General features: G+C 38.9%; 27 protein-coding genes. 14 read left to right on the forward strand and 13 right to left on the reverse strand.

All coding sequences use genetic code 11. The annotated features are described in order from the left end of the window. The first annotated feature begins 114 nt into the window (after nucleotides 1–114). Entirely contained in the window at nucleotides 115–1,113 is a 999-nt protein-coding gene (locus EAH57_RS08330; RefSeq protein WP_121929648.1) for an adenosine deaminase, read from the forward strand. A gap of 41 nt (nucleotides 1,114–1,154) precedes the next feature. Here the strand turns inward: EAH57_RS08330 and EAH57_RS08335 are convergent, their stop codons facing one another. Beyond that, nucleotides 1,155–1,709, reverse strand: coding sequence for a cytochrome b (locus EAH57_RS08335; protein ID WP_121929649.1), 555 nt, complete (start codon nucleotides 1,707–1,709; stop codon nucleotides 1,155–1,157). 221 nt (nucleotides 1,710–1,930) lie between these two features. Between EAH57_RS08335 and EAH57_RS08340 the strand changes: the two genes are divergently transcribed. Beyond that, a complete protein-coding gene (locus tag EAH57_RS08340) occupies nucleotides 1,931–2,311 on the forward strand; it encodes a hypothetical protein (protein WP_121929650.1) in 381 nt (126 codons plus the stop codon). Nucleotides 2,312–2,351: 40 nt separating this feature from the next. Continuing rightward, a complete protein-coding gene (rnhB, locus tag EAH57_RS08345; protein ID WP_121929651.1) occupies nucleotides 2,352–2,921 on the forward strand; it encodes a ribonuclease HII in 570 nt (189 codons plus the stop codon). A 74-nt stretch (nucleotides 2,922–2,995) separates the two neighbouring features. On the opposite strand, the gene csrA is transcribed toward rnhB, so the two are convergent. From csrA to alaS, 3 genes are all read right to left on the reverse strand, one after another. Next, nucleotides 2,996–3,265 carry a carbon storage regulator CsrA gene (csrA, locus tag EAH57_RS08350; protein ID WP_005197554.1) on the reverse strand — a complete coding sequence of 90 codons (270 nt, stop codon included), beginning with the start codon at nucleotides 3,263–3,265 and terminating at the stop codon, nucleotides 2,996–2,998. 236 nt (nucleotides 3,266–3,501) lie between these two features. Beyond that, nucleotides 3,502–4,782, reverse strand: a complete 1,281-nt coding sequence (locus EAH57_RS08355; RefSeq protein ID WP_121929652.1) for an aspartate kinase — start codon at nucleotides 4,780–4,782, stop codon at nucleotides 3,502–3,504. A gap of 63 nt (nucleotides 4,783–4,845) precedes the next feature. After that, nucleotides 4,846–7,533, reverse strand: coding sequence for an alanine--tRNA ligase (gene alaS / locus EAH57_RS08360; protein ID WP_171407413.1), 2,688 nt, complete (start codon nucleotides 7,531–7,533; stop codon nucleotides 4,846–4,848). Between the two features lie 223 nt (nucleotides 7,534–7,756). Between alaS and EAH57_RS08365 the strand changes: the two genes are divergently transcribed. Both EAH57_RS08365 and EAH57_RS08370 read left to right on the forward strand, forming a co-directional pair. After that, nucleotides 7,757–8,779: a type I glyceraldehyde-3-phosphate dehydrogenase gene (locus EAH57_RS08365; protein WP_004670611.1), complete on the forward strand. Its 1,023-nt coding sequence runs from the start codon at nucleotides 7,757–7,759 to the stop codon at nucleotides 8,777–8,779. A 41-nt stretch (nucleotides 8,780–8,820) separates the two neighbouring features. Then, complete coding sequence (locus tag EAH57_RS08370; RefSeq protein WP_121929654.1) at nucleotides 8,821–9,126, forward strand: hypothetical protein; 306 nt, start codon at nucleotides 8,821–8,823, stop codon at nucleotides 9,124–9,126. Here EAH57_RS08370 and EAH57_RS08375 read toward each other — a convergent pair. Beyond that, on the reverse strand, nucleotides 9,097–9,654 hold the full coding sequence (locus tag EAH57_RS08375; protein ID WP_121929655.1) for a hypothetical protein: 558 nt from the start codon (nucleotides 9,652–9,654) through the stop codon (nucleotides 9,097–9,099). The genes EAH57_RS08370 and EAH57_RS08375 overlap by 30 nt on opposite strands. Before the next feature lie 274 nt (nucleotides 9,655–9,928). Here EAH57_RS08375 and EAH57_RS08380 point away from each other — a divergent pair, with 274 nt between their 5' ends. The 4 genes from EAH57_RS08380 to EAH57_RS08395 all read left to right on the forward strand — a co-directional run bounded on the left by EAH57_RS08380 (nucleotide 9,929) and on the right by EAH57_RS08395 (nucleotide 14,144). Further along, nucleotides 9,929–11,017 carry a hypothetical protein gene (locus EAH57_RS08380; protein WP_121929656.1) on the forward strand — a complete coding sequence of 363 codons (1,089 nt, stop codon included), beginning with the start codon at nucleotides 9,929–9,931 and terminating at the stop codon, nucleotides 11,015–11,017. Nucleotides 11,018–11,220: 203 nt separating this feature from the next. After that, nucleotides 11,221–12,387, forward strand: coding sequence for an ATP phosphoribosyltransferase regulatory subunit (locus tag EAH57_RS08385; RefSeq protein ID WP_121929657.1), 1,167 nt, complete (start codon nucleotides 11,221–11,223; stop codon nucleotides 12,385–12,387). A 56-nt stretch (nucleotides 12,388–12,443) separates the two neighbouring features. Beyond that, nucleotides 12,444–13,763 (forward strand): adenylosuccinate synthase, encoded by a 1,320-nt coding sequence (locus EAH57_RS08390; protein WP_004670618.1) that lies wholly within the window; start codon nucleotides 12,444–12,446, stop codon nucleotides 13,761–13,763. Between the two features lie 81 nt (nucleotides 13,764–13,844). Further along, nucleotides 13,845–14,144 (forward strand): putative quinol monooxygenase, encoded by a 300-nt coding sequence (locus EAH57_RS08395; protein ID WP_121929658.1) that lies wholly within the window; start codon nucleotides 13,845–13,847, stop codon nucleotides 14,142–14,144. A 428-nt stretch (nucleotides 14,145–14,572) separates the two neighbouring features. On the opposite strand, the gene EAH57_RS16030 is transcribed toward EAH57_RS08395, so the two are convergent. After that, on the reverse strand, nucleotides 14,573–15,568 hold the full coding sequence (locus EAH57_RS16030) for a helix-turn-helix transcriptional regulator (protein ID WP_121929659.1): 996 nt from the start codon (nucleotides 15,566–15,568) through the stop codon (nucleotides 14,573–14,575). A gap of 216 nt (nucleotides 15,569–15,784) precedes the next feature. Between EAH57_RS16030 and EAH57_RS08405 the strand changes: the two genes are divergently transcribed. The 4 genes from EAH57_RS08405 (at nucleotide 15,785) to EAH57_RS08420 (ending at nucleotide 19,557) form a co-directional block, all read left to right on the forward strand. Beyond that, nucleotides 15,785–17,335, forward strand: a complete 1,551-nt coding sequence (locus EAH57_RS08405) for a circularly permuted type 2 ATP-grasp protein (RefSeq protein WP_121929660.1) — start codon at nucleotides 15,785–15,787, stop codon at nucleotides 17,333–17,335. 94 nt (nucleotides 17,336–17,429) lie between these two features. Further along, nucleotides 17,430–18,032 (forward strand): alpha-E domain-containing protein, encoded by a 603-nt coding sequence (locus EAH57_RS08410; protein ID WP_121929661.1) that lies wholly within the window; start codon nucleotides 17,430–17,432, stop codon nucleotides 18,030–18,032. After that, nucleotides 18,029–18,808: a transglutaminase family protein gene (locus EAH57_RS08415; RefSeq protein ID WP_121929662.1), complete on the forward strand. Its 780-nt coding sequence runs from the start codon at nucleotides 18,029–18,031 to the stop codon at nucleotides 18,806–18,808. The genes EAH57_RS08410 and EAH57_RS08415 overlap by 4 nt, the downstream gene beginning before the upstream one ends. Nucleotides 18,809–18,822: 14 nt before the next feature. After that, the gene (locus EAH57_RS08420; RefSeq protein ID WP_121929663.1) at nucleotides 18,823–19,557 is read left to right on the forward strand and encodes a proteasome-type protease; all 735 of its coding nucleotides are present in this window, start codon (nucleotides 18,823–18,825) and stop codon (nucleotides 19,555–19,557) included. 58 nt (nucleotides 19,558–19,615) lie between these two features. Here the strand turns inward: EAH57_RS08420 and EAH57_RS08425 are convergent, their stop codons facing one another. From EAH57_RS08425 to EAH57_RS08440, 4 genes are all read right to left on the reverse strand, one after another. Further along, nucleotides 19,616–20,083: a DoxX family protein gene (locus tag EAH57_RS08425; protein ID WP_121929664.1), complete on the reverse strand. Its 468-nt coding sequence runs from the start codon at nucleotides 20,081–20,083 to the stop codon at nucleotides 19,616–19,618. A 66-nt stretch (nucleotides 20,084–20,149) separates the two neighbouring features. Then, entirely contained in the window at nucleotides 20,150–21,223 is a 1,074-nt protein-coding gene (gene alr, locus EAH57_RS08430; RefSeq protein ID WP_121929665.1) for an alanine racemase, read from the reverse strand. 59 nt (nucleotides 21,224–21,282) lie between these two features. After that, complete coding sequence (gene dnaB, locus EAH57_RS08435) at nucleotides 21,283–22,728, reverse strand: replicative DNA helicase (RefSeq protein ID WP_121929666.1); 1,446 nt, start codon at nucleotides 22,726–22,728, stop codon at nucleotides 21,283–21,285. Nucleotides 22,729–22,847: 119 nt separating this feature from the next. After that, nucleotides 22,848–23,183 carry a winged helix-turn-helix transcriptional regulator gene (locus tag EAH57_RS08440; RefSeq protein ID WP_121929667.1) on the reverse strand — a complete coding sequence of 112 codons (336 nt, stop codon included), beginning with the start codon at nucleotides 23,181–23,183 and terminating at the stop codon, nucleotides 22,848–22,850. Between the two features lie 134 nt (nucleotides 23,184–23,317). Between EAH57_RS08440 and EAH57_RS08445 the strand changes: the two genes are divergently transcribed. Next, the gene (locus tag EAH57_RS08445) at nucleotides 23,318–23,872 is read left to right on the forward strand and encodes an NAD(P)H-dependent oxidoreductase (RefSeq protein ID WP_121929668.1); all 555 of its coding nucleotides are present in this window, start codon (nucleotides 23,318–23,320) and stop codon (nucleotides 23,870–23,872) included. A gap of 86 nt (nucleotides 23,873–23,958) precedes the next feature. Here the strand turns inward: EAH57_RS08445 and rplI are convergent, their stop codons facing one another. Genes rplI through rpsF form a run of 3 tightly spaced genes read right to left on the reverse strand, consistent with a single transcriptional unit; the run spans nucleotide 23,959 to nucleotide 25,040 of the window. Beyond that, nucleotides 23,959–24,405, reverse strand: coding sequence for a 50S ribosomal protein L9 (rplI, locus tag EAH57_RS08450; protein WP_004670630.1), 447 nt, complete (start codon nucleotides 24,403–24,405; stop codon nucleotides 23,959–23,961). Between the two features lie 12 nt (nucleotides 24,406–24,417). Further along, nucleotides 24,418–24,645: a 30S ribosomal protein S18 gene (rpsR, locus tag EAH57_RS08455; protein ID WP_004648825.1), complete on the reverse strand. Its 228-nt coding sequence runs from the start codon at nucleotides 24,643–24,645 to the stop codon at nucleotides 24,418–24,420. Nucleotides 24,646–24,656: 11 nt separating this feature from the next. Then, a complete protein-coding gene (rpsF, locus tag EAH57_RS08460) occupies nucleotides 24,657–25,040 on the reverse strand; it encodes a 30S ribosomal protein S6 (protein WP_004670631.1) in 384 nt (127 codons plus the stop codon). Nucleotides 25,041–25,106 lie beyond the last annotated feature (66 nt).

Raw genomic sequence — 25,106 nt, forward strand, 5'->3', positions numbered from 1 at the left:
TTTTAACATTCTCTTTTTGAGCTGCTTTCATCGCAGCTCATTTTTCAAAGAGAATCAAAAAAAGGGGTGTACCCATTTTGGCAACACCCTTTTTTATTTAGACGTGGAGTTAATATGAATCAAGTCGAGCTGATTCGTGCTTTACCCAAAGCCGAATTGCATGTGCATATTGAAGGGACTTTTGAACCAGAACTGATGTTTGCAATTGCACAGCGTAATCAGATTCAGATTCCTTATCAATCTGTTGAAGAAGTGAAGCAAGCTTATAACTTCCATAATCTTCAATCATTTCTAGACATTTACTATGCAGGCGCAAACGTGCTTGTGCATGAACAAGACTTTTATGATCTTGCTTGGGCATATTTTGAAAAATGTGCTGAAGATCGAGTCGTGCATACAGAAATGTTCTTCGATCCTCAAACACATACTGAGCGTGGTGTAGAGTTTGCTACCGTCATTGCTGGCTTAAAACGTGCTTGTAAAGATGCCAAAGAGAAGCTTGGGATTAGTTCACATCTCATCATGTGTTTCTTGCGTCATTTAAGTGAAGAGAAAGCCTTTGAGACACTTGAGCAAGCATTGCCCTTTAAAGATGACATTATCGCAATTGGCCTAGATTCAAGTGAAGTCGGGCATCCACCAGCAAAATTTGAGCGTGTATTCGCTAAAGCGCGTGAAGCAGGTTTCTTGATTGTTGCACATGCAGGTGAGGAAGGTCCGCCAGAATATATCTGGGAAGCTTTGGACTTGCTCAAAGTAAACCGTATTGATCATGGTGTGCGTTCTGAAGAAGACGAGCAACTCATGGCACGCTTAATTGCTGAAAAGATGCCTTTAACGGTTTGCCCACTCAGCAATTTAAAATTGTGTGTGGTCAATGATATGAAAGAACACAATATCCGCCGTTTATTGCAAAAGGGCGTACATGTGACCGTGAACTCGGATGATCCTTCGTATTTCGGTGGTTATATGAATGATAATTTCTTTGCCATTCAACAGGCTTTAGATTTAAGCCATGATGAATTAAAACAACTTGCCATCAACTCTTTTGAGGCTTCATTTATTTGTGATGAAGATAAGCAAAAGTGGATCAGTGAAGTAAAGAAAATCTAAGTTAAGAAAACCGCGTAAAGCGGTTTTTTTATGATCAAAAATTATTTTGGGCGACGTATCATACTCAGCAATACATTATCTTTATCAATAAAATGGTGTTTAATCGCTGCTAAGGCATGCCCAACAATCAGTAAGCCCGCAAACCAAGATATGTAAATATGTAAGGGCTTAACGATTGCTAGAAGCTCTGGATTATCTTGTACTAAACGTGGTATTTCAAATAAATATAAAACTGGAGCTGGGTGTCCAGCGCTCCAACTAAATAAACAACCAGTAATCGGTAAAGCCAAAAGCATTAAGTAAAGTAAGAAATGTCCAACATGTGCCAGCGTTTTCATCGTCGGTGACATGGTGTTTGGTAATTGTGGGACGGGATGGGTGTAGCGCCAAAAAATACGAATGACAACTAAGAAGATAATTGTAGTTGCAATATTTTTATGCAATGTAATCACGCTTCCCTTAAAACTACCATCAACGTCATAGCTGAGAAAATTACCGCTATAAAAGCCGATAAGCCAAGCGATAATAAAAATGGCAGCCATGAGCCAATGCAAAACTTGTGCTGTGCGTGTGTAGTATTGTGCTGAGGTTGACATCGCAACATCCTAGCTGTGATATATGAGTGATTTGATTTTAAATATCGCTATTTATTCCGCATACAGTTTATCTGTAACAGAGCGTATTATGCTTGGAACGGTCAAGCTGAAATGGATAAATTATAACTGTTATATTATGTAAAGATAACTTTGAGTCATATCATAAAGTTTGGCATTTAGGCACAATACGCCTGCCAAAAATTTAGATACAGGTTAAAAATATGAAAAAGTTGGTATTGGTTATTGCTCCCGTTGTTTTAGTATTTGCAGGATGTGCTGCGACAGATACAAATAATTCAGCGACGACTTCGCAACAGCTTGGTGTGGCAGCACTCAAAGTTGCTGTAAATGCAAAGTGTTTAAATGAAATCAATAATGTTGCAGCATGGAAGACTGCAACACGTTTTATGACCACAGAACAGCGTAATGATATCCAAAGCAATGTTTGTGGCTGTGTCAGTGAAAAAGCGCCAGAAAGTGTTACTACTTTTGAGTTAGCAACGGCTGCAATTGATCCATCAGCACGAGCAACGATTGTAAATAAAGTGGTTTCTGAAACTGTGAATGCATGTGTGAATGAAGCTTTAAAGCAAGCGAAGTAATATATGAGGCTGAGTCATCAGCCTTTTTGAGAGTTTGAATATGTTTGTTGCTGGTGTCGATGAAGCAGGGCGCGGACCTTTGGTGGGTTCTGTCGTTGCTGCTGCTGTGATTTTAGATCCGAATAACCCGATTGAGGGTTTAAATGACTCCAAAAAGTTGACTGAAAAAAAGCGTGAACAGCTTTTTTTAGAGATTCAGGAAAAGGCGATTGCATGGTCGATCGCTGAAGCAAACCATCTTGAAATTGATGAGTTTAATATTTTACAAGCCACTTTTTTGGCGATGCGTCGAGCAGTTGAAACATTAGTGACGCAACCTATAAAAGTTATTGTAGATGGCAATCAAATTCCGAAAGGAATCACGATTCCATGTGAAGCCATCGTGGGTGGAGATGCGAGTCATGCTGAAATCAGCGCAGCGAGTATTTTGGCGAAAGTCACCCGTGATCGCCAAATGCATCTCTTAGATCAGCAATACCCTGATTATGGTTTTGCCAAGCATAAAGGCTATCCAACCAAAGCGCATTTTGAAGCAATTGCTGTTCACGGTGTGATCGATGAGCATCGTCGCAGTTATGGGCCTGTCAAGAAAGCCTTAGGTCTAGCATGAATTAAAACATGTTGTTTAAAAAATTAAAGCGACTCAGATGAGTCGCTTTAATTTTATGAGAAGAGTTTTTCATATCAACGATTAAAATTATTATGTTGAGTGAAATCGGTAGCATTTTCTTCTTCATAAGAAGGATGTTGATAGTCTTGATCAAGATGTTGTAAATGCTCATGCATGGCACGTTCATGTTGGATACGTTGGTAAATTTCCTCACGATGCACAGAAACTTCTTTTGGAGCATTTACACCAATACGCACCTGATTGCCTTTTACGCCAAGCACAGTAACACTGACTTGATCCCCAATCATTAATGTTTCTCCGACACGACGGGTCAGAATCAGCATGTTTATCTCCTTGCTAAACGCTTAAAACTTGCGACAGGGAATTCATTATTTGAAAGCACAGCCTAATATACAGAAAATTCTAACAAAAATATGTAAAAAAATTTATTTCGTAAGTTTTGTGAGAACTTTCTTAAAAACCTCAAGGCTAATATAACAGAGCCACTATAAAAAAAACTATAGTGGCTCTGTTTTTTTTACTATTTACATGAAAGTAAATATGTTTAACGAGCTATTAATTAAGCACGTACACTACTTTCGCCGTGTTCGCGGTCTAAACCAAAAGCTGTATGTAAACAACGAACTGCTAACTCAAGGTAGTTTTCTTCGATGATCACAGAAACTTTTATTTCTGATGTAGAAATCATGAGAATATTAATGCTTTCTTCAGCCAATGCTGTGAACATTTTGCTCGCAACACCAGCGTGAGAGCGCATGCCGACACCAACGATAGATACTTTAACAATATCATCACGTGTTACAACTTCACATCCTTCAATGCTACTTGCTGTTTGATCTAAAATCGCTTTTGCTTTCGCTAGATCATTACGGTTCACGGTAAACGTAAAATCAGTTGTTCCATCTTCTTCTACATTTTGGATGATCATATCCACTTCGATATTGGCATTACTGATCGGCGACAAGATTTTAGACGCAATACCTGGTTCGTCAGGAACACCCAAAATCGTTAATTTTGCTTCGTCACGGTTAAATGCAATACCTGCGATGATTGGTTGTTCCATATCGTCTTCTGCCTCAGTGGTAATTAGTGTGCCTACATTTTGTTTGAATTCTTCATCAAAAATACCATCATCATCATTGTCAAAACTAGATAATACACGTAATGGAACTTGATATTTACCTGCGAATTCAACAGAGCGAATTTGTAAAACTTTTGAGCCTAAGGATGCCATTTCCAGCATTTCTTCAAAAGAAATACGATCAATTTTCTTAGCTTTAGGTGCAACACGCGGGTCAGTGGTATAAACACCATCGACATCCGTGTAAATCTGACATTCATCTGCTTTTAATGCAGCAGCAAGCGCGACACCAGAGGTATCTGAACCACCGCGACCTAAAGTTGTGGTATTGCCTTTGGTATCGAAGCCCTGAAAGCCCGCAACAACCAATACACGACCAGCGTCTAAATCTTCGGTCATGATATCTGTGTCAATTGATTCGATACGTGCTTTGGTAAATGCGCTGTCAGTTTTAATACCAACTTGACGACCAGTATATGATTTAGCGTCTACACCAATTGAATTCAGTGCCATAGCTAACATGGAAATCGTTACTTGTTCACCCGTTGACACCATTTGATCTAGTTCACGTGGGTCAGGGGTGCTGGTAATGGCCTTTGCAAGCGCAAGTAAGCGGTTAGTTTCACCACTCATTGCAGACACAACCACAACCACTTTGTGACCGTGATCATGCCAACGCTTGACACGACGAGCAACATTTAAAATGCGCTCAGGAGTACCCATCGAAGTACCGCCATATTTTTGAACGATTAAAGCCATAGTTATTCCATATAAGCCATGACCCTGAATGGCATCAGGGTCAGTTACACAAAAGTGAAGTTCTTATTGCTCAAGCCAAGCAGGCAGTGCTGCAATCACTTGATCAAACTTCTCGTTTAGTGGCGCGCCACCTTGTGCTAAGTCAGGTTTACCACCACCTTTGCCACCTAGCTCTTGAGCCAAGTGTTTGATGATGTCACCTGCTTTTAGATGTGCAGCATGTTGTTTAGCGACAGAGGCGATTAAACTCACTTTATCACCATCAACGCCAGCTAAAATAATGACTGCATCTTCCAATTTTGATTTTACGCTGTCATGCAAATTGCGTAATGATTTTGCATCCAAACCTTTTACCGTTGTAATCAGTGTTTGACGACCTGCAATTTCTTTCACTTGATCAAGCAAATCAGCGGCTTGAAAGCTTGCTAATTTTTGATTTAATTGCTCGATTTGCTTTTGTAAAGCTGAAGCCGTTTCAGCAATGGCTTCAACTTTTTCTACAGTTTGATCTTTTTGTGCTTTTAACAAGCTATTGATCGTTTGAATATCAGCATCTGCTTTCTGAATAACGTCAAGTGCTTGAGTACCAGTCACAGCTTCAATACGACGAATACCCGCTGCAACACCACCTTCAGACGTGATTTTGAATAAACCAATATCACCTGTACGTTTCACGTGGATACCACCGCAAAGTTCGATTGAGAAATTCTTTTCATCAATCACAGAACCCATTGAAAGCACACGAACTTCGTCACCATACTTTTCACCGAAAAGCATCATTGCGCCTTTTGATTTAGCAGATTCAATATCCAGAAGTTCAGTGTTGACGGGGGTATTGGCAATTACTTCAGCGTTGACTAAACGCTCAATCTGTTGCAATTGTTCAAATGAAACAGGCTGATCATTGGCAAAGTCAAAACGTAAAATGTCGCTGGCAACCAGAGAACCTTTTTGCTGTACGTGTGAACCTAATATCTGACGTAAAGCAGCATGTAACAAGTGCGTTGCAGAGTGGTTACGCGCAGTCGCATCACGAATATCTGCTTTAACTGTTGCTTCAACATTCTGCGTTGCTTTGAGGCTACCCACAGTCACGATACCTTGATGTACAAATGCACCACCAGATTTCTTGGTATCTTGAACTTCGAAGATGCCCGTATCGTTTTTGAAAATACCCGTATCACCGATTTGACCGCCACTTTCCGCATAGAAAGGGGTTTGGTTTAAAACGATCAGTGCTTCATCGCCCTCATTGATTTCATCAACTTGAACGCCATCTTTATAGATTGCAACAATTTGACCTTGACCTTGTGTTGCATCATAGCCATCAAATTGTGTTTCACCTTCAACTTTAACAATGCTGTTATAGTCAACTGCGAATTTGCCAGCATCACGCGCACGTTGGCGTTGTGCTGCCATCTCTACTTCAAAACCTGCTTCATCAATCGTCAGGTCACGCTCCCGCGCAATATCAGCGGTCAAGTCAGTCGGGAAACCATAAGTATCATAAAGTTTAAATACCGTTTCACCCGCAATCACATTACCTTTAAGTTGAACAAGTTCAGCCTCTAATAGCTTCAAACCTTGTTCAAGTGTTTTTGCAAATTGTTCTTCTTCTTTAAGAAGCTGTGCCTCGATGCGTGTTTGCTCTGCTGCAAGTTCAGGATACGCATCGCCCATCACTTCAATCAGAGGTTGCAACATCTTGTAGAAGAATGAACCTGTAGCACCTAATTTATTACCATGACGTACTGCACGGCGAATAATGCGGCGTAAAACATAACCGCGACCTTCGTTTGAAGGATTTACACCATCAGCAATCAAAAATGAGCATGAACGGGCATGATCAGCAATTACTTTTAAAGAAGCTGGATATTCAACAGGTTTATTTTGTTCTTTCGCTTCAGCCTCAAGTGCCGTTGTATCTAAACCAATGATTTCCGCTGCCGCTTTTAATAAGTGTTGGAACAGATCAATTTCGTAGTTTGAATTGACATGTTGAAGTACAGCCGAAATACGTTCCAAGCCCATACCAGTATCAACCGATGGAGCTGGAAGAGGGTGCATTACGCCATCTGCAGTACGATTGAACTGCATGAAAACGTTATTCCAAATCTCAATAAAGCGATCACCGTCTTCTTCAGGTGAACCTGGTAAACCACCCCAGATATGATCGCCATGATCAAAGAAAATTTCAGAACAAGGACCGCAAGGACCCGTATCACCCATTGCCCAGAAGTTATCAGAAGAAAATTTTGCGCCCTTATCACCAATACGGATAATACGTTCAGGTGCTAAGCCAATTTCTTTATTCCAAATATCAAAGGCTTCATCATCAGTATGATAAACCGTGACATATAAACGATCTTTAGGCAACGCTAACCATTGTTCACTGGTTAAGAAATCCCAAGCAAACTTCAATGCATCGCGTTTGAAATAATCACCAAAAGAGAAGTTACCTAACATTTCAAAGAAGGTATGGTGACGTGCTGTATAACCGACATTATCAAGGTCGTTATGCTTGCCGCCAGCGCGTACACATTTTTGTGACGAAACTGCACGGATATAATCGCGCTTTTCTAAACCGAGGAAACAGTCTTTAAACTGATTCATCCCAGCATTGGTAAATAGCAAAGTTGGGTCGTTGGCGGGAACAAGTGAACTCGAAGCGACACGTGTATGCCCTTGCGATTCAAAGTAACGCAAAAATGCTTCACGGATTTCAGCGGATGTCATAAAACGAGTACTCACAACCAAGCGTCCATAATTTTGAAAGTGCTAAATTATAACGGAAATTACCTGTGCAACCAACGATTTTACAAGCAATATCATATAAAACTGTGATTAAGCTAAAAATCTATATTCAACAACGCTGTTCATGTTTTACCATAGACAAGTCTGATGACACTTTATACATAAAGTATTCACAGATATTGATACACAAAGATGATGTTTTTATGAATAAGGGTTCTACATGCAACGTATCGCGATTAATGGATTTGGCAGAATTGGTCGGAATGTATTACGTGCATGGTTTGAAAACCCTAAACAATTTCAATTTGAAATCGTTGCAATTAATGATATTGCAGATGTACAAACCTTAGTTCATTTATTTAAATATGACACCACACATGGAAGGTTTGCGGGTCAAGTCGAAATTCAGATTGAAAATGAACAGATTTTTCTAAATATTCAATCCAACCAACGTCAGCTAAAATTACAAGTCTTTAAGCAGGCACAGCCAGAATTACTGCCGTGGACAAATCTAGAAATAGATGTGGTGCTTGAGTGTACGGGTTTGTTCCGTTCCAGAGCGGATGCGACGCGTCACATAGAGGCAGGGGCAAAACGAGTCATTATCGGGGCTGCTCCATTTGATTCTGTGGACGCTGCAATTGTCTATGGCGTCAATCATGCCGAAGTCAAAGCCACTGACCAAATTATTTCTAGTGTGTCTTGTACTACTCAAGCGCTCGTGCCATTGGTCAAAATTATCGATGATGCATTTGGTATTGAAACTGCATTAATGACTGAAATCCATGCGGTGACAGCAGATCAATCAGTGCTTGATCATGCACATCGGGATTTGCGCCGCGCGCGTGCAGCGGGACAAAATATTATCCCAACAACTTCTAGTGCATTGGGCGCACTCAAACGAGTCATGCCAAAAATGGAAAATCGAATCGATGGCTATTCGATCCGTGTACCGACGATTAATGTGGCAGCAATTGATTTAACCTTTGTTTCACATGCGCCGATTACTGTGCACAAAGTCAATGAAGTATTAAAAAAAGCAGCACAATTTGATTATGCACAGATTATGCAAGTCACGGATGAAGACCTTGTATCAAGTGACTTTAACCATTCACCATACTCCTTAATTGTTGATTTGACTCAGACAATAGTTGTCGGTCATCAAGCGAAAGTTTTTGCGTGGTATGATAATGAATGGGGCTATGCAAATCGTTTACTTGATTTATGTGAATCATTTGTGTGAATGATTTAGTTTAAATTTTATAAATTAACTTGGGGATTTAAATGACATTCATATTGATGTGGGGATTTATTGCGCTTTTATTATTAGCGGTTATTTTTTTATTCTGGTTTCAGTTTAAAAATAAACCAGAGCCAAATTGTGATGCTCAAATTTTACATGTAGAAGAAAAGGTTTTGCATTTAGAGCTGCATCTTAAAAAGAGTTTAGAAATTATGCAGGACTTAGCCAAGAAAATGCATACTCAGCAAGAAGTATTCGATAAAATGATCGCCAGTGTTGCTGCACTGGAAAAGCAAAATGTTGAGTTGGTGAAAGTGTTAGAGGCGTTGGTCGGGCATCGTAAATAAGGATTCATCACAAACATCTCCACTTGGTGAAGAAATGACTGTGCCATCTAAAGCTTTATCTAAGGCAATATATTGCAATAAGCGTTGTTTCGTATTAGTTGTAACACCAAGAATTTCTTCAACAACACTTCCACCATTAGGTGAATTTCCACTAGGCACTTTTTTAAAAATGCAACTAATTGCTCTTGAAGTGGTATTTGTTGCTGCCTTAACTGTAATTTTATTTTCTAAATCAACCAACAAAGACGCTTGTAAACTTCTTGCATACTGACTAACGGCTTTGCGTTGTTCCTCTGTTGGATAGGTTTTTTGGATATATGCATCAATGTCATCACGGATACCATTCTGATCGGCATCAATACCAGCAACAGTATCGGTACGATCGAGTTTTGGTAACTCACCGCTATTTTCCATTTTTGCAATTTTTTCAGCAGGTGTAAGTGGCGTATCTGATTTAGAATCGTCATCATTACCACAGCCTGTGAGTATCGACATACATAACAGACTGATTATGATTTTTATTTTCATAAAACCCTCATTGATTAAATATCTTTTTATAATGAATCGCCTGAAATTTAGGCATATGCATAATATAACTAAATGGCTATAAAGAAAATTCTTTTATTAAAGTTTATTCTTAATATTAAGTTGAGCTAAATAATATGGAGGTTAATGTGTTTTTTATTCATAAAAAGTATTTGGACTACTAAAAAAATGATTTTTGATATATCAAAGTTGTTTGCCATATTTAATACTGTTATTCTTTTATTAATTTAATAAGTCTAATATTAAAAGGTTATAGATGAATTTTAATTCGAGAAAAATAGGTATATTTTTTATACTTAGTTCGGGGTTTGTTTTAACAGCATGTGGCGAAGGTTCTAACGACAAAAGTAAAGCTCAAGCAAATGTAAAGGACGATGAGGCCTTATATCAAGTTTATTATCAAAAGCCACTTTTCTCTGATGGCTATATTTCTGAATCTTTTGAAATCACAAAGTATTCGATAAAAAATAATGAAATTAATTTTTCAAAGTCGCGTAATGAACCCTTAGATTTCCAGATTCTGACTGAAAATAAGATTTTTGAAATTAATACACCACAAAGTAATGTGATCAAGAGAGTTTCACCAACAATATGGACGTATGAGCGTTTACCAGAACTAGAGCAAAATTTAAAATTTGAACTATTGAATTTGAGTGGCGAAAATATTTTTGATCGCGTGTTACCTGGTTATCGTGAAACTATTGATTTGAGTAATGGACTAAATGACCGCTTTGATCAAGAGTTGGTCAAATTTTATCAAAATTATAAGGAAGCCACTTTCCCTGATGGTAGTTCTTGTTATCGGTTAAAAGAAAGACAATGGAATCAACCCTATATCACTTTAAACTTTGTTGTTGATAATCAATCATTCAAACAGCAAAGAGAAAATATTCTCGATACGTATGAGCGTTTAAATTTTCATGCGAATAAAGCTGATTATGACTTGTTTTGGGGGAATTGGCATAATTTGGATTGGATCTTTATGGTAAATAAATACGATAGTTGGGGCGCTTTCGGCGCTGTCGGAAATACCAATGATCAAACAATCCATGCAGTCTTAGCTTCACCATTGCTATGGGACGTTGAGCTTAGTTTGGGTTATGAGCGTAAACAGTTAGAGGAACTTAAAAACTCTAATTTTGATTTCGAAAGTGCGTTTCGTGAAGAACTTTTATTGAGTCAGAGTCATCGCGTAGCTATGTTAGAAAAAGGTTGTTTTGCGTTCAATACACAAGCGATTAAAGCAATTCAAAAATTAAATAAGGTGAATTGGAAACAAGGTGATAGTTCAGGTATTGGGCAGTTCTTTGGGCAGCGAACTTGGATTTTTAAGCCAAATAAATAGCAATAATCTATTGAAAATATTGGTTAATTATATAGAATCTGTTTGTTTTTTAGAGAGTGGAATAAGCAGTTTTTATTCAAATTCTCAGGTGCATCGCATAAATCTTCATGCTACACTACGCTGAATCGGGCATTCACCCGATTTTTTTATGTGGCTGCTTTTTGTGTGGATGCTTCCACGGTGAACAGATTTTAGGTTTGAACATGACCATTTCAGAGACATGGTTGCTCCCTGACGGGGTAGCAGATGTATTACCCGAACAAGCGCAAGTGGTTGAAACTCTGCGCCGAGAAGCTTTAGATTTCCTCGCAGTTCGAGGTTATCAATTGGTCTATACGCCATTTATTGAACACATCGAATCGTTGTCCTCACTTTCCGAATCCAATCAAGATTTAGATTTAGTTACTTTCAAAGTGATTGATCAACTATCTGGTCGTTTGCTTGGAATTCGTGCGGATATGACACCGCAAGTTGCGCGTATTGATGCACATGTTCTTCCCGTTGAAGGTGTTGCACGTTATTGCTATGCAGGCACAGTGCTACATACAAAAGCACAGAACTTTAATGCAACGCGTACACCTTTACAGTTAGGTGCGGAGTTGTATGGTCATGACAGCATCGAAGCTGATGTTGAAATGATTGATGTGATGTTAGGTTTAATCGAACATGCGCATACCTTAGAAGGGGTTCATTTAGATTTGGGACATGTTGGTTTATTCCGCAGCTTGGTCAAACGAGCTGGATTAAATAAAAATACCGAAAACCAACTGTCGGATTTGTATCAACGTAAAGCATTGCCTGAGTTAGAGGAATTTACTCAAGACTTAGCAATGGGCGCTGATTTTTATGCATTAGGTCGTTATGCAAGTGATCTTGATGCATTACAAACGCATTTAAGCCCAGATATTTTGAATGATGTTGATTTTAAAAATGCATTTGATGCATTAAAAACAACATTTGCTCAAATTCAATCACAATGGTCTAACCTGAATATTGGGATAGATGTGATCGAATTACGTAGTTATCACTATCACACTGGTTTGATGTATGCCATTTATGCACCTAATCGTGCTGCGCCACTTGCACAAGGTGGACGCTATGATGGAATTGGTGAACATTTTGGACGTGCACGTCCAGCAACAGGATTTAGTTGTGACCTATATGCTTTAGGCGCTACCCAGTTTGTGGAAATAGAAACTGTAGTTGCCCCTAAAGGTCATGACCGTGATTTATTAAAAGCAATTGCGGATGCGCGAAGCCAAGGTCTACGTGTGGTGCAATTGTTAGGTAATGATGATTTAAGCTCGGTGCCTTATGCGACCCATCAAATGGTGTCTCACAATGGGCAGTGGATGATTGAAAAAATTTAATTGCTAAGCTCACAGCTTGGTTTCCAATTTTAACAGCATGATGTAATGAGGCTATTATGGGCAAAAATGTTGTGGTACTTGGTACCCAATGGGGCGACGAAGGCAAAGGTAAAATCGTCGACCTGCTCACAGATCAAGCGGCTGCGGTCGTACGCTATCAAGGTGGACACAACGCGGGTCATACGCTTGTGGTCGGTGGTAAGAAGACTGTATTACACCTCATTCCATCAGGTATCTTACGTGAAAACGTATTATGCTTAATTGGGAATGGTGTGGTTCTATCTCCTGAAGCATTAATCAAAGAAATGGCAATTTTGGAAGCAGAAGGCGTACCTGTTAAAGATCGTCTCCGTATTTCTCCAAACTGTCCATTAATTTTGCCAAACCATATTGCGCTTGACCAAGCACGTGAGAAAAAACGTGGAAATGCCAAAATTGGTACAACAGGTCGCGGTATTGGTCCAGCTTATGAAGATAAAGTTGCTCGCCGTGCTGTGCGTGTAGCAGACTTGATTCGTGGTGGTGCGTTACTTGAAGAAAAACTTCAGGAAATGCTAGAGCTTCATAACTTCCAACTTTCTCAATTCTATGGCGTTGACGAAGTGAAGTTTGAAGATGTACTTGCACTTTGTAATGAATGGCGTGAAGTACTTGCTCCATTGGTCATCGACGTGACGAAAGTGTTACATGATTACCGCAAAGAGGGTAAGGCGATCATGTTCGAGGGTGCGCAAGGTTCATTACTTGACATCGATCATGGTACTTATCCATACGTAACCAGTTCAAATACAACTGCTGGTGGTGTGAGCTCTGGTTCAGGTATGGGACCATTGCATTTGGATTATGTGCTGGGTATTACCAAAGCTTATACAACTCGTGTTGGTGCTGGTCCATTCCCAACTGAGTTGCACTATGATGCAGTGACAGATCAAGGTGATGCGATTGGCCGTCATCTAGGAACAGTAGGTCACGAGTTTGGCGCGTCTACTGGTCGTCAGCGTCGTTGTGGTTGGTTTGATGCTGAGATTTTGCGTCGTTCAGTTGAAGTAAACTCTTTATCAGGTATCTGCTTAACGAAGTTAGATGTTTTAGATGGTTTGGAAGAAATCAAAATCTGTGTTGGTTATGAAGATGTAGATTCTGGCTGTGCTGGTTCATCAGATGCGATTTCGTTTGAAAGCTTAAAGCCGATCTATGAAACCATGCCAGGTTGGAGTGAGTCTACCGTTGGCTTGACTCAAATTGATCAACTGCCTGCAAATGCATTGGCTTATGTACGTCGTATTGAAACGTTAATTGGTTGCCCAATTGATATCGTTTCAACGGGTCCTGACCGCGCAGAAACAATCGTTTTACGTCATCCATTTTCAGCATAAGCTGAGTCGATGATAAAAAAGCTCTCAAATTTATTTTGAGAGCTTTTTTTATGGAAAACTTTTGAATAAGGGGGAGGTTGTATGACATTAAAATTAATTGCCGAAGATTTTATTCAGCCAGATAAAATTAAAATTGTTTTACCACTTTATCAAGAGCTTGTTGAGAAAACAAAAGCTGAAGCTGGGTGTTTAGCTTATGATCTTTATCATGATATAAAGCAGAAAGGGCACTTTGTTTTTATTGAAGAATGGGTTGATCGAGCTGCTTTAGATCAGCATATTCAGTCAGAGCATTTTCAAAGACTTGTAGCTAAAATCGATCAATATCAAGTTCATGTGGGACGTTTTACTCATTTGCATGGTTTTGAAACATTATTGTAAGAATAGTTTTTGTGTATTTAACATCTATTTATAAAATCAGCAATAATAGATATCTTTTATCATGGTTTAGCCACCTTGTATTTCTCCCAACGGGAGAAAAAAGGATTTATGTAAAAAATTTAATAGCAAAAAATCAGCTTTTGAATCCTATCTTTGTTATTTCACAAGTAGAAAAATCCTCGTTATATTATTTTTACATTCAAAACAAAGAGGGTATTAATGATGACGATGAAAACGATTCGCTACAATGGATATGAATTAGCATGCCGATGTTAATTTATATCTCAGTGATGGAAAAGGCTCAAACCAATTTTGATCGAATCGGGGAATTGGTTTGATTATTTTAATAGAATAAAAATAAGCTTATTTCTAAATAAAAAATTCTAAAAAGTTTGAGAGAACCAAGTGGTTCTCTTTTTTTAGCTGGATTATTCCTCTTTCACCGCATTATAAACAACCGCTGGTTCAATATTTAATAACTTTTTACCAAAACTTCTTAACCACCACACCAGTTGCGAGGTAAAAGGGACAGTTGCACAAACCACAACGATATTTTCCTCTAAAGGCTGAATGACCTGATCTTTGCTGAGCTGACTTTCATAGAAACTTTGAGCGGTACTTTCAGTCATGGTAAGTTTTAGTTCAACCAGCTCTGTCGCTTTACTATAATCAACTCGGAAACCCAGTGCTCCGGAATCAATATAGCTATCAATATCGAAATTTACAGGATGTAATGCACGGCTATCTAATACTGTAGCTGCTTTAAAACGGTGCAATGCAAAAGTTTGTACATCGGTTTTGTCATTCCGGGTACAGATCAAATAAATCACAGCACCTTTTTGGACCAAAGCTAAAGGATTAAGGATATAGCTCTTATCTTCACCTTGGTTGATTCTTGCTCGGTACATGCACTCAATTTGCTTGTCTTGTAGTAGCCCTTCGTAAATTGCTTGTTGCGCGTGCTTATCCACCATAGGTGGAATTAATGGTTGATTGGCAGGGACAATACGAACGCGGTTGATCCATTGTCTAACGTTGTTTTGAGTGGAGAGACTACGTTTTGCCAGATCAAACCAAGGCGTCATCTCCTCAAGCAAACTTGGTGGAAGTAAGTGACGTAAATGTTCTTCTACCATCATAAAAGTCACGGCTTGTGAGCTGGTCATATGTGGCAAGCTTTGGATAGGGGCATCTGAACGCCAGCGCCATCCTTGGGGTACGGTTTTATTGCTTTCAATCGGGAAGCGTTGTGCGATTTGATTTAAATCACGTTGAATCGTTCGGAGGCTGATTTCAATTCCTTCGCGCTCTAAGATTTCTTGTAATTCACGAGTTCCCATCCATTTTCCTGTGGAGAGACGAGATAAAATTTGCCATTGGCGATAAAGGCTGTTTGAGGTTTCTTTTTCTTGTATTGATGACATAAGCTGGATACGTAATTTAATGATCTAAAGCAGACACAATAAAAAAACTATATCTATTTAGCAAGCCCATCATATTTAGATTACGTATTTACGACTGAAATGTACCCAAACTTGTTTAAATATTTTAAATCTGATCAAAAAAGAAGCTTTTTATATGAATGGCACTGAAATTGCTTATTTGATTTATGAATAAATAAACGATGAAGCGAGGTTTATATGTCAGAACAAGAACACAACCTAGATATCAGCACAGACTATTACGCTCCAGATCAAGTAGCGACAGTCTCGGTACATTCATCTACATTTACTCAACAGCTCAACGTCAAAAAAAATCTATTTGAGCAACTAAAGTCACAATTTTTTAATGAAATGTTGGACGATGAAAGTTTTAATGGTGAAGCATCAAAAAAAATTGAGCAATGGTTAAGTCTCCACAGTCTTGATGATTTAAAAGCACTCGGTGCTGAGGCAAAACAACATTTTTTATATCAAGGTATTACCTTTAATGTTTATGCCGATCAAGAGGGGGTAGAGCGAACCATTCCTTATGATTTGATCCCGCGTGTCATTGAAAAAAAACAGTGGGAAAAGATCGCAGCAGGATGTACGCAACGAGTCAAAGCATTGAACTACTTTCTAGATGATATTTATCACGGACAAAATATTTTAAAAGAGGGTTTGATCCCTGCACAGCAAGTGATGACACATGAGGCTTTCCAACCGCATATGTTAAAGCATGCTTTAAAAGGTAAGATTTATTCACAAATCAGTGGTATTGATATTGTTCGAGATGGTCGAGGTGATTTTTTTGTTCTTGAGGACAATTTAAGAACACCTTCTGGTGTGTCTTATATGATCGAAAGTCGTAAGATCAGTCAAAAGCTGATGCCAGATTTGTGCCTAAGTAATAATTTACAAGGGATCGAGCACTTTCCAAGCGTATTACGAGAAATTTTAGAAGAAAATGCATATGTTGATCATCCCTTAATCGTTGTTTTAACGCCGGGTCGGTTTAATTGTGCCTATTATGAACATGCTTTTTTAGCGCGTGAAATGGATGTTCCATTGGTCACCAGTCGAGATTTATTTGTAGAGGACGATAAAGTTTATGTCAAAACGATTCGTGGCCGCCAACAAGTTGATGTGATTTATCGTCGGGTGGATGATGAGTTTTTAGATCCATTGATTTTTAGACCCGATAGTTGTTTAGGTGTTGCTGGTCTTATGGCGGCATATTTACAACATAATGTCGTGATTGCCAATGCACCGGGAACAGGTGTGGCAGATGACAAGTCTATCTATCCTTATGTGGATCAGATGATTCAATTCTATTTAGGTGAAACGCCAATTTTAAATAATGTTCCGACTTATCAATGCCGTGATGCTGAGCAGCTTGATTATGTGTTAAGCAATCTAGAGAAATTGGTGGTAAAAGAGGCGCAAGGTTCAGGCGGCTATGGCATGTTAATTGGTCCTCAGGCAAATGAGCAACAAATTGAGGCATTCAGAGAAAAAATTATTGAAGCGCCACATTTATATATTGCGCAAACAACCTTGGCACTATCCGTTGCACCTACACTGACATCTGATGGTGTGGCAGAACGACATATTGATTTACGTCCCTTTGTACTAAGCTCACCTTATCGCACTGAAATCGTTCCTGGTGGTTTAACCCGTGTCGCTATGCAAGCAGGTTCGTTGGTTGTTAATTCTTCTCAAGGTGGAGGAATCAAAGATACATGGGTGGTTGAAACATTACCTTCTTAAAGGTCTTCCTAGCAGTGCTTTAGTCTAAAACACAGAACTGTATTTTATCGGGATGTGTTCTAGATGATTTTAAAATATATAAGGGAGGACATGTATGGTTTTACTTCGCTCAAATGCCCAACATATTTATTGGTTGGGTCGTTATTTATTTAGAGTTGATCATGTTGTGCGTCAGTTGCCATTAGCTAATGATCAGCAAGCAGCGGCATTTGCTCAAGCGCTTTATTTGCAGATTGATGATGCTGAAAGTTTAAATCAGTTTATGTTGGATCGAAAGCAGCCTTATTCATTGTTGAGTCAGCTTGAGATTGCGCGAGATAATATTCAGGAGTTAAGAGGGCTATTATCGGCTCAGGCTTATGCGGAACTCAATCATCTCATTAAAAATGCACCATCTGATGCCTTAGCAATTGGTGATATAGTGAAGCAATGTTGTGCAATTTTAGAAACAGAGCAAGAGGAAATTTGCTTATTCCTACATATTGGACAGAACGTAGAACGAATTGATACCTACTTCCGCTTTCAACATAATATTAATCATGTACTTAATACGGTCGAACCCATCATTGAACGGTTGTTTCATTTAGGTTGGGACGATTTAAAGCCGAGTTGGGAGATATTGAAAGATCAGCCTTATTTAAATCAGTTTTATGCATTTACTTATACGCTGGAAAATCAATTTGAGGTAAGCTCATGAAGCTAATGGTGAATCACCAAACTCATTATCGTTATACCGAGACTGCACGAAACAGTGTGCAGTCTATAAAAATGATGCCCCAAAGTTCTCAGCATCAAATTGTTGAGACTTGGCATGTGAGTGTGCCAGGACAATACACATGCAAGCGGGATGCTTTTAATAATTTATGGATTACAGCGACTCAACGTCATGATTATCGTTATTTAACAATTATGGCACAGGGGATTGTTGATTTATTGGATACTGAACTTGGTTGTTTTGAAAGTGATATTTCCCCAATGCTTTTTCAGCAGCGTACCGCAATAACTTGTTGTGATTTAGCCATGTCGGACTTTGCTCATTCAGTGGTTAAAATTAAAGATCGTCAACATTTGATCCTTTTATCAGAGAAAATTCTACAACAAATCGCTTATCAACCAGCAAGTACATCTGTCACAACCTCTGCGATTGATGCATTTTATGCGGGTCAAGGTGTCTGCCAAGACCATGCCCATGTATTGATTGCGATGTGTCGTGTACTACAATTGCCTGCACGTTATGTTTCGGGATATTTATACGATCGAAATCAACCACACCTTGCCAGTCATGCATGGGCAGAGGTTTTTTTAGATAATCAATGGTATTGTTTCGATGTAAGTAATCAAATATTTACACCTCAGAATCATATCTACGTTGCAGTTGGACGTGATTATCTAGATGTTGCACCAATTCGTGGTGTGCGTGAACAAGGGGGCATTGAAAGTATGATGTCTACTGTTCAGGTATTGGCTTGTTGATTAAAGAGAGAAAGATGACCTATTGTTGTGCATTAAGATTAGAGCAAGGTTTGGTGCTGATTAGTGATACTCGAACCAATGCTGGGGTTGATCATATTTCTGTATTTCGTAAATTGCATACCTTTGGCGTGGACGGAGAGCGTTTTATCGCACTGCAAACAGCTGGCAACTTGGCAACAACTCAAGCTGTAATTGGTTATCTTCAAAACGCTTTAACTTTACATCAAGAGCCAAATCTCTATACGGTAAATACCATGTTCGAGGTTGCTGAATTGGTTGGAAAAACTTTACGGCGTGTTTTAGAAGACATTACGACCGATACACATGAACAAATGAATTATTCATGCAGCATTTTGGTGAGTGGTCAAATCTTAGGTGAGGACATGCAACTCTATAATGTCTATCCAGAGGGTAATTTTATTTGTGCGACAACGGATACACCATATTTCCAAATTGGTGAGAGTAAATATGGTAAACCCATTTTAGATCGTGCACTACACTATACAATGCCTTTAAGTGAAGGCTTACGTTGCACATTAATTTCTTTTGATTCGACGTTACGTTCGAACGTTTCGGTGGGTTTGCCTTTAGATGCGTTGGTTTATCATAGAGATAGTTTTAAAAGCCCTGCTGCCAAGCGTATCAATGAGGAAGACCCTTATTTTACTCAGATCAGTAAACAGTGGTCAGAAACCTTGCGCCGTGGTCTACAAGAGTTGCCTGAACCAACAAAAGATTATGGCGTATAAAAGTTTTAAAAATGCCTAATCACCTCATCAAGCATCTTTTTTATAAAGGATTTTTATATTAAGATGTAAGTTTTTTGCTTATAAAATGATCTAATGCTATAGATTGAGGCTTAGATGTGATCAGAATCGCCAAGATCAGCATATACAGAAGGTCGTGAACATAAAAGAACCAACTGAGCCAGCTGATGGAATCTAGATTGGGCGGAATCGTGTGAATTCCAACCGTGTAGAGTGCAGTAAGACAAATGATAAATAATAAAATACTACTGATTTGTGTAAATAATCCAATAATCAGCAAGAAGCCAGCTAGCATTTCCGTGGCTGAAACAAAGCTGCTCATCAGCTCAGGAAATGGTATGCCAGCATCAATAATGGTTTCTAGCATAATTAATTTATTTTTCTCAACAAAAAGTTTATTGAAACCTGTTGTGAAGAAGAAAATGCCGAGTGAAATTCGTGCCAGAAAAAGAACAAATTGCTGTATCGGCATTTTATAAAGTGGATTGTCGTAGATGAGTTTCAACATTTTTTCAGTTAAATCGTCAAAACTGTATTAAAGATAAAACAAAAAAAGCGCACAAGTATTGTTTAGTTACTTGTATGTTCGTCGTGATGGTCTTTGTGTTAAACGACACAGCAGTTCATATCCAATGGTAGCGTTGGCATCTGCTACATCATCAACTAAACGTGTTTTCCCCCAAAGCTCAACCTGAGTTCCTATTTCGGCTTCAATATCTGTTACATCAATGGCAATCATATCCATACTGACACGACCAATAACAGGTACAAGTTGATCGCGTATCGCAACGCAGTTTGGCTTTTGATAAACACGTGGGTAACCATCGCCATACCCAACTGAGACGATGGCGATATTCATATTTTTTGCTGCAGTGAAACTTGAACCATAACCGACATGCTCACCTTGTTGAATATGATTTAATGCAATGATTTCCGCACTAAAGGTCATGACAGGTTTTAAATCAAGTTTATGAACATCTTGATCTGCAAAGGGGGTAGCACCATAAAGCATGATTCCCGGACGGACAAAATCGAAATGTAATTCAGGGTATTTGAAAATCGCCGCGGAATTACAACAAGAAGCCATGATCGGTTCACAAGCCTGTTTTACTTGTAAGAACTGAGCTATTTGTTGTTCGTTTAAAGCGTGGTCTGCATCTGCGTTGGCGAAGTGCATGGCCAATACACAGGTGAAACCTTCCGCCTTTAAACGATTGATCACATCAATAATTTCAGAGCTTTTAAAACCTAAACGATTCATGCCGCTATTTAATTTTATCCAAACTTTTAAGCCAAGTGCGTTATAAGTATTTTTATGTGCAATCAGCCATTCGACTTGTTGGATACGGTGAACGATGCATTCAAGTTGATATTGAATTACATCTACCATTTCATCTGCTGAAAAAATTCCTTCAATTAATGTAATCGGTTGTGTATATCCAAGTTGCCTGATCTCAATGGCTTCTTCTAAGCAGGCGACACCAAAGGCATCTGTGCTCTCTAAGGCGGCTAAGCAATCTTTGATTCCATGTCCATAAGCATTGGCTTTAACCATGCTTACAATTTTTGAATGTGGAGCAAGTTGTTTGACACGGTTTAAATTATATTGCAGCGCAGAACTGTCAATATAAACTGTTGCTTGGCGCACCCTGATTTCTCCTTTGGGACGACTTGGAAAAGTATATAAAGCAGGTATTAAATCAAGTATTATTCATCGTTATCATATTGCGCATAGAATTCTGGTGAAAGATTACTAAACCGCGTGTATTGACCTTCAAACGCTAAACGGACAGAACCAATCGGGCCATTACGCTGTTTCCCGATAATAATCTCAGCAGTTCCAGCTTCTTTAGACTCTTTGTTATAGACTTCATCACGATAAATAAACATGATTAAGTCAGCATCCTGCTCGATGGCGCCTGATTCACGTAAGTCAGACATAACAGGGCGTTTGTTTGGTCGGTTCTCCAAACTACGGTTAAGCTGTGATAGTGCAATCACAGGGCATTGCATTTCTTTTGCTAATGCTTTCAGGCTTCGAGAAATTTCAGAAATCTCGCCGACACGGTTATCTCCCATGCCTGGGACTTTCATTAACTGTAAATAGTCGACCATGATACAGCCAATTTTGCCATCATGCATTTTGGCGATACGTCGTGCACGTGCTCTTAGTTCCGTTGGTGGCAAGGCAGAGGAGTCATCAATATACAGTTGCATTTGTTGTAATTGCAAAATTGTACCTGTGACTTTAGTCCATTCATCTGCATCAAGATTACCTGATCGCAAGTGCCCTTGATGGACTTTCCCCATCGCGGAAATCAAACGCATAGCGATCGAGTCTGCTGGCATTTCCATGGAAAAAACCAGTGCAGGCAATCGATTGTATTGCAGAACGCTTTCAACTAAGTTCATGGCAAATGTGGTTTTACCCATAGAGGGACGCGCTGCAACAATAATCAAATCTCCAGCTTGCATTCCCGAGGTTTTATTATCGAGTTCAAGGAAGCCAGTGGTTAAGCCTGTGATACTCCCTTCTAATTTAGAAAGTTCATCAAGTTTTGTAATTACATCAGCAGTGACTGAGCTGATCGATTTAGGCCCTGAATCTTTTTTATTATTATTGTGCTGTTCAGCCAGTGAGAAAATTTGGGTTTCAGCGAGGTCGAGGATTTCGCTAACTGGACGACCTTTCGTATCATAAGCATTTTGTAGAATATCCGTACTTACTTTGATCATTGTACGTAAGGTAGAAAATTCTTTGATTTTATTGGCATAAGTTTCAAGATTATAAAAACTTGAAGGCGAATCAGCCATCAATTGCATTAAATATTCTTCGCCACCAATTGCATCGAGTAGATTTTGTTTAAGTAACCAATCATTAACTAGAACTGCATCATAAGGTGAGTTTTCTTGGGCAAGTTTCTCAATTGCGCGATAGATATATTTATGTCGTGTTGCGTAAAAATCATTTTCTTTGAGCATGTCACTGACTTGTTCAAATGATTCAGCAACCGTCATCAATGCAGCAAGTACAGCTTGCTCAATGGCAAGATTGTGGGGAGGGGTACGGAATTCCTTTAGTTGACCTGAGTCACTCATTTTACTCTCTGTCTTTGGAGGATTTTTTGTAAAATTGGCATTCGCCTGTGACATAACAAGACCTAATAAAAAGATGAAACAGTAACAATTGACTATCTTAATCCAAATGAATCACATCAAGTGAACTTAATTTAGAAAAATTGTTTAATTGGTGAAAAAGTGTAGTTTAAGTTCTAGATTCGATTTGAAGCTCCCCATTGGCACATCATGTCTAAAAGTGGAATCAAGGAGAGTCCACGTTCTGACAGACTGTATTCAACTTTGGGCGGGATTTGAGGATATTCATTACGAATAATAAGCTGATCTCTTTCCATTTCTTTCAAGGTCAGACTTAAGGTCTTGAATGAAATATTGCCAATCGAGCGCTTTAATTCGTTGAACCGCATGATGGACTTATGTTGATAAAGCCAATACATAATAATCATTTTATATTTTCCACTGATCAGTAAAAGCGTATATCCAAAATCAGTTTGTTCTAAGTCGATATGTGGGGGTGCGCAAATTTCCATAATTTTCTTCTGACACTAACTTTTGGTCTAGTATATAACCATAATTACCGTACTTAAATTATTTGTAGCGTAGATTTATAATCAATTCCATACCTTTTACTGAACGATTCATGAGTTTGATGGAGTTTGTTGGAATGAAAAAAACGCTAGTGATTATTGCTCACCCTGATATTGATAATTCCGTCATTAATAAACGTTGGATGGAAGAGTTACAACAATATCCAGATGAGTTCACTGTACATGAGCTTTATAAAAGTTACCCCGATGGTCGTATTGATGTAATAAAAGAGCAGGCATTGGTTGAAGCGCATCAAGATTTGGTCTTCCAATTCCCGATTTATTGGTTTAACTGCCCTCCATTATTAAAACAGTGGTTGGATGATGTGCTCACCTATGGCTGGGCTTATGGGTCTACAGGTAATCAGTTAAAAGATAAAAAAATAACGCTTGCCGTGTCAGCAGGTATTAAAGAGAAAGACTATTCAGGAGATGGGCGATACCAGTTCAGCCTCAAAGAATTATGTTCGCCTTTTGAGCTTACAGCACGTTATGTAAAGGCTGACTATCAAGCCACGTATGTGTTTTATGGAATGGACACTAATCCAGAGGAAGGGGAGGTTCAGCCTACCAAAAATGATATTGAACAAAGTGCAGTAAATTATGTGAAATATTTATTGGAAATGCGCTAAAAATATTTTTAATCATTAACTTTTTTATTACATGATGATTAGGCAAAAAAAAGAGCATGTAAAACATGCTCTTTTTTTTGCAGAAATTACTCAGATACGATAGTAACGAGAACTTCAGCAACAACATCATGATGCAATTGAATTGCGACGTTGAATTCACCAGTGTGACGAAGCGCACCGTTTGGTAAACGAACTTCTGCACGGTCTACAACTAGACCAGCATTCGTTAAAGCATCAGCAATATCACGAGTACCGATAGAACCGAAAAGTTTACCTTCATCACCAGCTTTAGCAGTGATAACGATATTAACTTCGTTCAATTGTTCAGCACGTGCATTTGCAGAAGCTAAAATGTCAGCTTCTTGTTTCTCAAGTTCAGCACGACGTGCTTCAAAAGCAGAAGTATTTGCTTCAGTAGCAGCTACTGCTTTACCTTGAGGAATCAAGAAGTTACGACCATAACCAGCTTTCACTGATACTTTGTCGCCTAATTTACCAAGATTTTTAATGCGTTGTAATAAGATAACGTCCACAGCTCACCTCACTTACTTATGGTTGTCAGTGTACGGAATCAAAGACAAATAGCGAGCTTGTTTAATAGCTAATGCTAATTGACGTTGATAACGAGCTTTAGTACCTGTAATACGGCTAGGAACAATCTTGCCGTTTTCAGTAATGTACTGTTTTAAAGTGTCGATATCTTTATAGTCGATGTACGCAACTTTCTCAGCTGTAAAGCGGCAGAACTTGCGACGACGGTAAAAACGTGCCATTGAGGTTCTCCTTATTCAGCTTCTTGAGTGACGTGTTGTGCTTCTTCACGTTGAGCTTTACGCGCACGTTTTTCTTCAGCACTTTTCGCAAGTAAAGATTCTTCAGTAATTGCGTGTTCACGACGAATAATGATGTTACGAATAATTGCGTCGTTATAACGGAACAATTCTTCTAATTCATCAAGAGTCGTTTGACCACATTCAACATTCATAAGAATGTAGTGCGCTTTATGAATTTTGTTAATCGGGTAAGCCAATTGACGGCGGCCCCAATCTTCTAAACGGTGAATTTGACCTTCAGCTTCTTTGATCTGAGAGATATAGCGTTCTACCATACCTACAACTTGATCGCTTTGATCTGGGTGTACTAAAAGTACGATTTCGTAATGACGCATTGTCAGCTCCTTACGGTTTAAACAGCCCCTAACAACAATGTTAGAAGCAAGGAGTCATAACTTAAA

It is taken from the genome of Acinetobacter sp. 2JN-4 (genome assembly GCF_003687745.1).
GTDB classification, from domain to species: Bacteria; Pseudomonadota; Gammaproteobacteria; order Pseudomonadales; family Moraxellaceae; genus Acinetobacter; species Acinetobacter halotolerans.

Excerpts from the sequence above, each read along its gene's own strand:
- EAH57_RS08330 (WP_121929648.1), top strand. The coding sequence starts at position 115 with ATGAATCAAGTCGAGCTGATTCGTGCTTTACCCAAAGCCGAATTGCAT.
- EAH57_RS08335 (WP_121929649.1), bottom strand. The coding sequence starts at position 1,709 with ATGTCAACCTCAGCACAATACTACACACGCACAGCACAAGTTTTGCAT.
- EAH57_RS08340 (WP_121929650.1), top strand. The coding sequence starts at position 1,931 with ATGAAAAAGTTGGTATTGGTTATTGCTCCCGTTGTTTTAGTATTTGCA.
- rnhB (WP_121929651.1), top strand. The coding sequence starts at position 2,352 with ATGTTTGTTGCTGGTGTCGATGAAGCAGGGCGCGGACCTTTGGTGGGT.
- csrA (WP_005197554.1), bottom strand. The coding sequence starts at position 3,265 with ATGCTGATTCTGACCCGTCGTGTCGGAGAAACATTAATGATTGGGGAT.
- EAH57_RS08355 (WP_121929652.1), bottom strand. The coding sequence starts at position 4,782 with ATGGCTTTAATCGTTCAAAAATATGGCGGTACTTCGATGGGTACTCCT.
- EAH57_RS08365 (WP_004670611.1), top strand. The coding sequence starts at position 7,757 with ATGCAACGTATCGCGATTAATGGATTTGGCAGAATTGGTCGGAATGTA.
- EAH57_RS08370 (WP_121929654.1), top strand. The coding sequence starts at position 8,821 with ATGACATTCATATTGATGTGGGGATTTATTGCGCTTTTATTATTAGCG.
- EAH57_RS08375 (WP_121929655.1), bottom strand. The coding sequence starts at position 9,654 with ATGAAAATAAAAATCATAATCAGTCTGTTATGTATGTCGATACTCACA.
- EAH57_RS08380 (WP_121929656.1), top strand. The coding sequence starts at position 9,929 with ATGAATTTTAATTCGAGAAAAATAGGTATATTTTTTATACTTAGTTCG.
- EAH57_RS08385 (WP_121929657.1), top strand. The coding sequence starts at position 11,221 with ATGACCATTTCAGAGACATGGTTGCTCCCTGACGGGGTAGCAGATGTA.
- EAH57_RS08390 (WP_004670618.1), top strand. The coding sequence starts at position 12,444 with ATGGGCAAAAATGTTGTGGTACTTGGTACCCAATGGGGCGACGAAGGC.
- EAH57_RS08395 (WP_121929658.1), top strand. The coding sequence starts at position 13,845 with ATGACATTAAAATTAATTGCCGAAGATTTTATTCAGCCAGATAAAATT.
- EAH57_RS16030 (WP_121929659.1), bottom strand. The coding sequence starts at position 15,568 with ATGTCATCAATACAAGAAAAAGAAACCTCAAACAGCCTTTATCGCCAA.
- EAH57_RS08405 (WP_121929660.1), top strand. The coding sequence starts at position 15,785 with ATGTCAGAACAAGAACACAACCTAGATATCAGCACAGACTATTACGCT.
- EAH57_RS08410 (WP_121929661.1), top strand. The coding sequence starts at position 17,430 with ATGGTTTTACTTCGCTCAAATGCCCAACATATTTATTGGTTGGGTCGT.
- EAH57_RS08415 (WP_121929662.1), top strand. The coding sequence starts at position 18,029 with ATGAAGCTAATGGTGAATCACCAAACTCATTATCGTTATACCGAGACT.
- EAH57_RS08420 (WP_121929663.1), top strand. The coding sequence starts at position 18,823 with ATGACCTATTGTTGTGCATTAAGATTAGAGCAAGGTTTGGTGCTGATT.
- EAH57_RS08425 (WP_121929664.1), bottom strand. The coding sequence starts at position 20,083 with ATGTTGAAACTCATCTACGACAATCCACTTTATAAAATGCCGATACAG.
- dnaB (WP_121929666.1), bottom strand. The coding sequence starts at position 22,728 with ATGTCACAGGCGAATGCCAATTTTACAAAAAATCCTCCAAAGACAGAG.
- EAH57_RS08440 (WP_121929667.1), bottom strand. The coding sequence starts at position 23,183 with ATGGAAATTTGCGCACCCCCACATATCGACTTAGAACAAACTGATTTT.
- EAH57_RS08445 (WP_121929668.1), top strand. The coding sequence starts at position 23,318 with ATGAAAAAAACGCTAGTGATTATTGCTCACCCTGATATTGATAATTCC.
- rpsR (WP_004648825.1), bottom strand. The coding sequence starts at position 24,645 with ATGGCACGTTTTTACCGTCGTCGCAAGTTCTGCCGCTTTACAGCTGAG.
- rpsF (WP_004670631.1), bottom strand. The coding sequence starts at position 25,040 with ATGCGTCATTACGAAATCGTACTTTTAGTACACCCAGATCAAAGCGAT.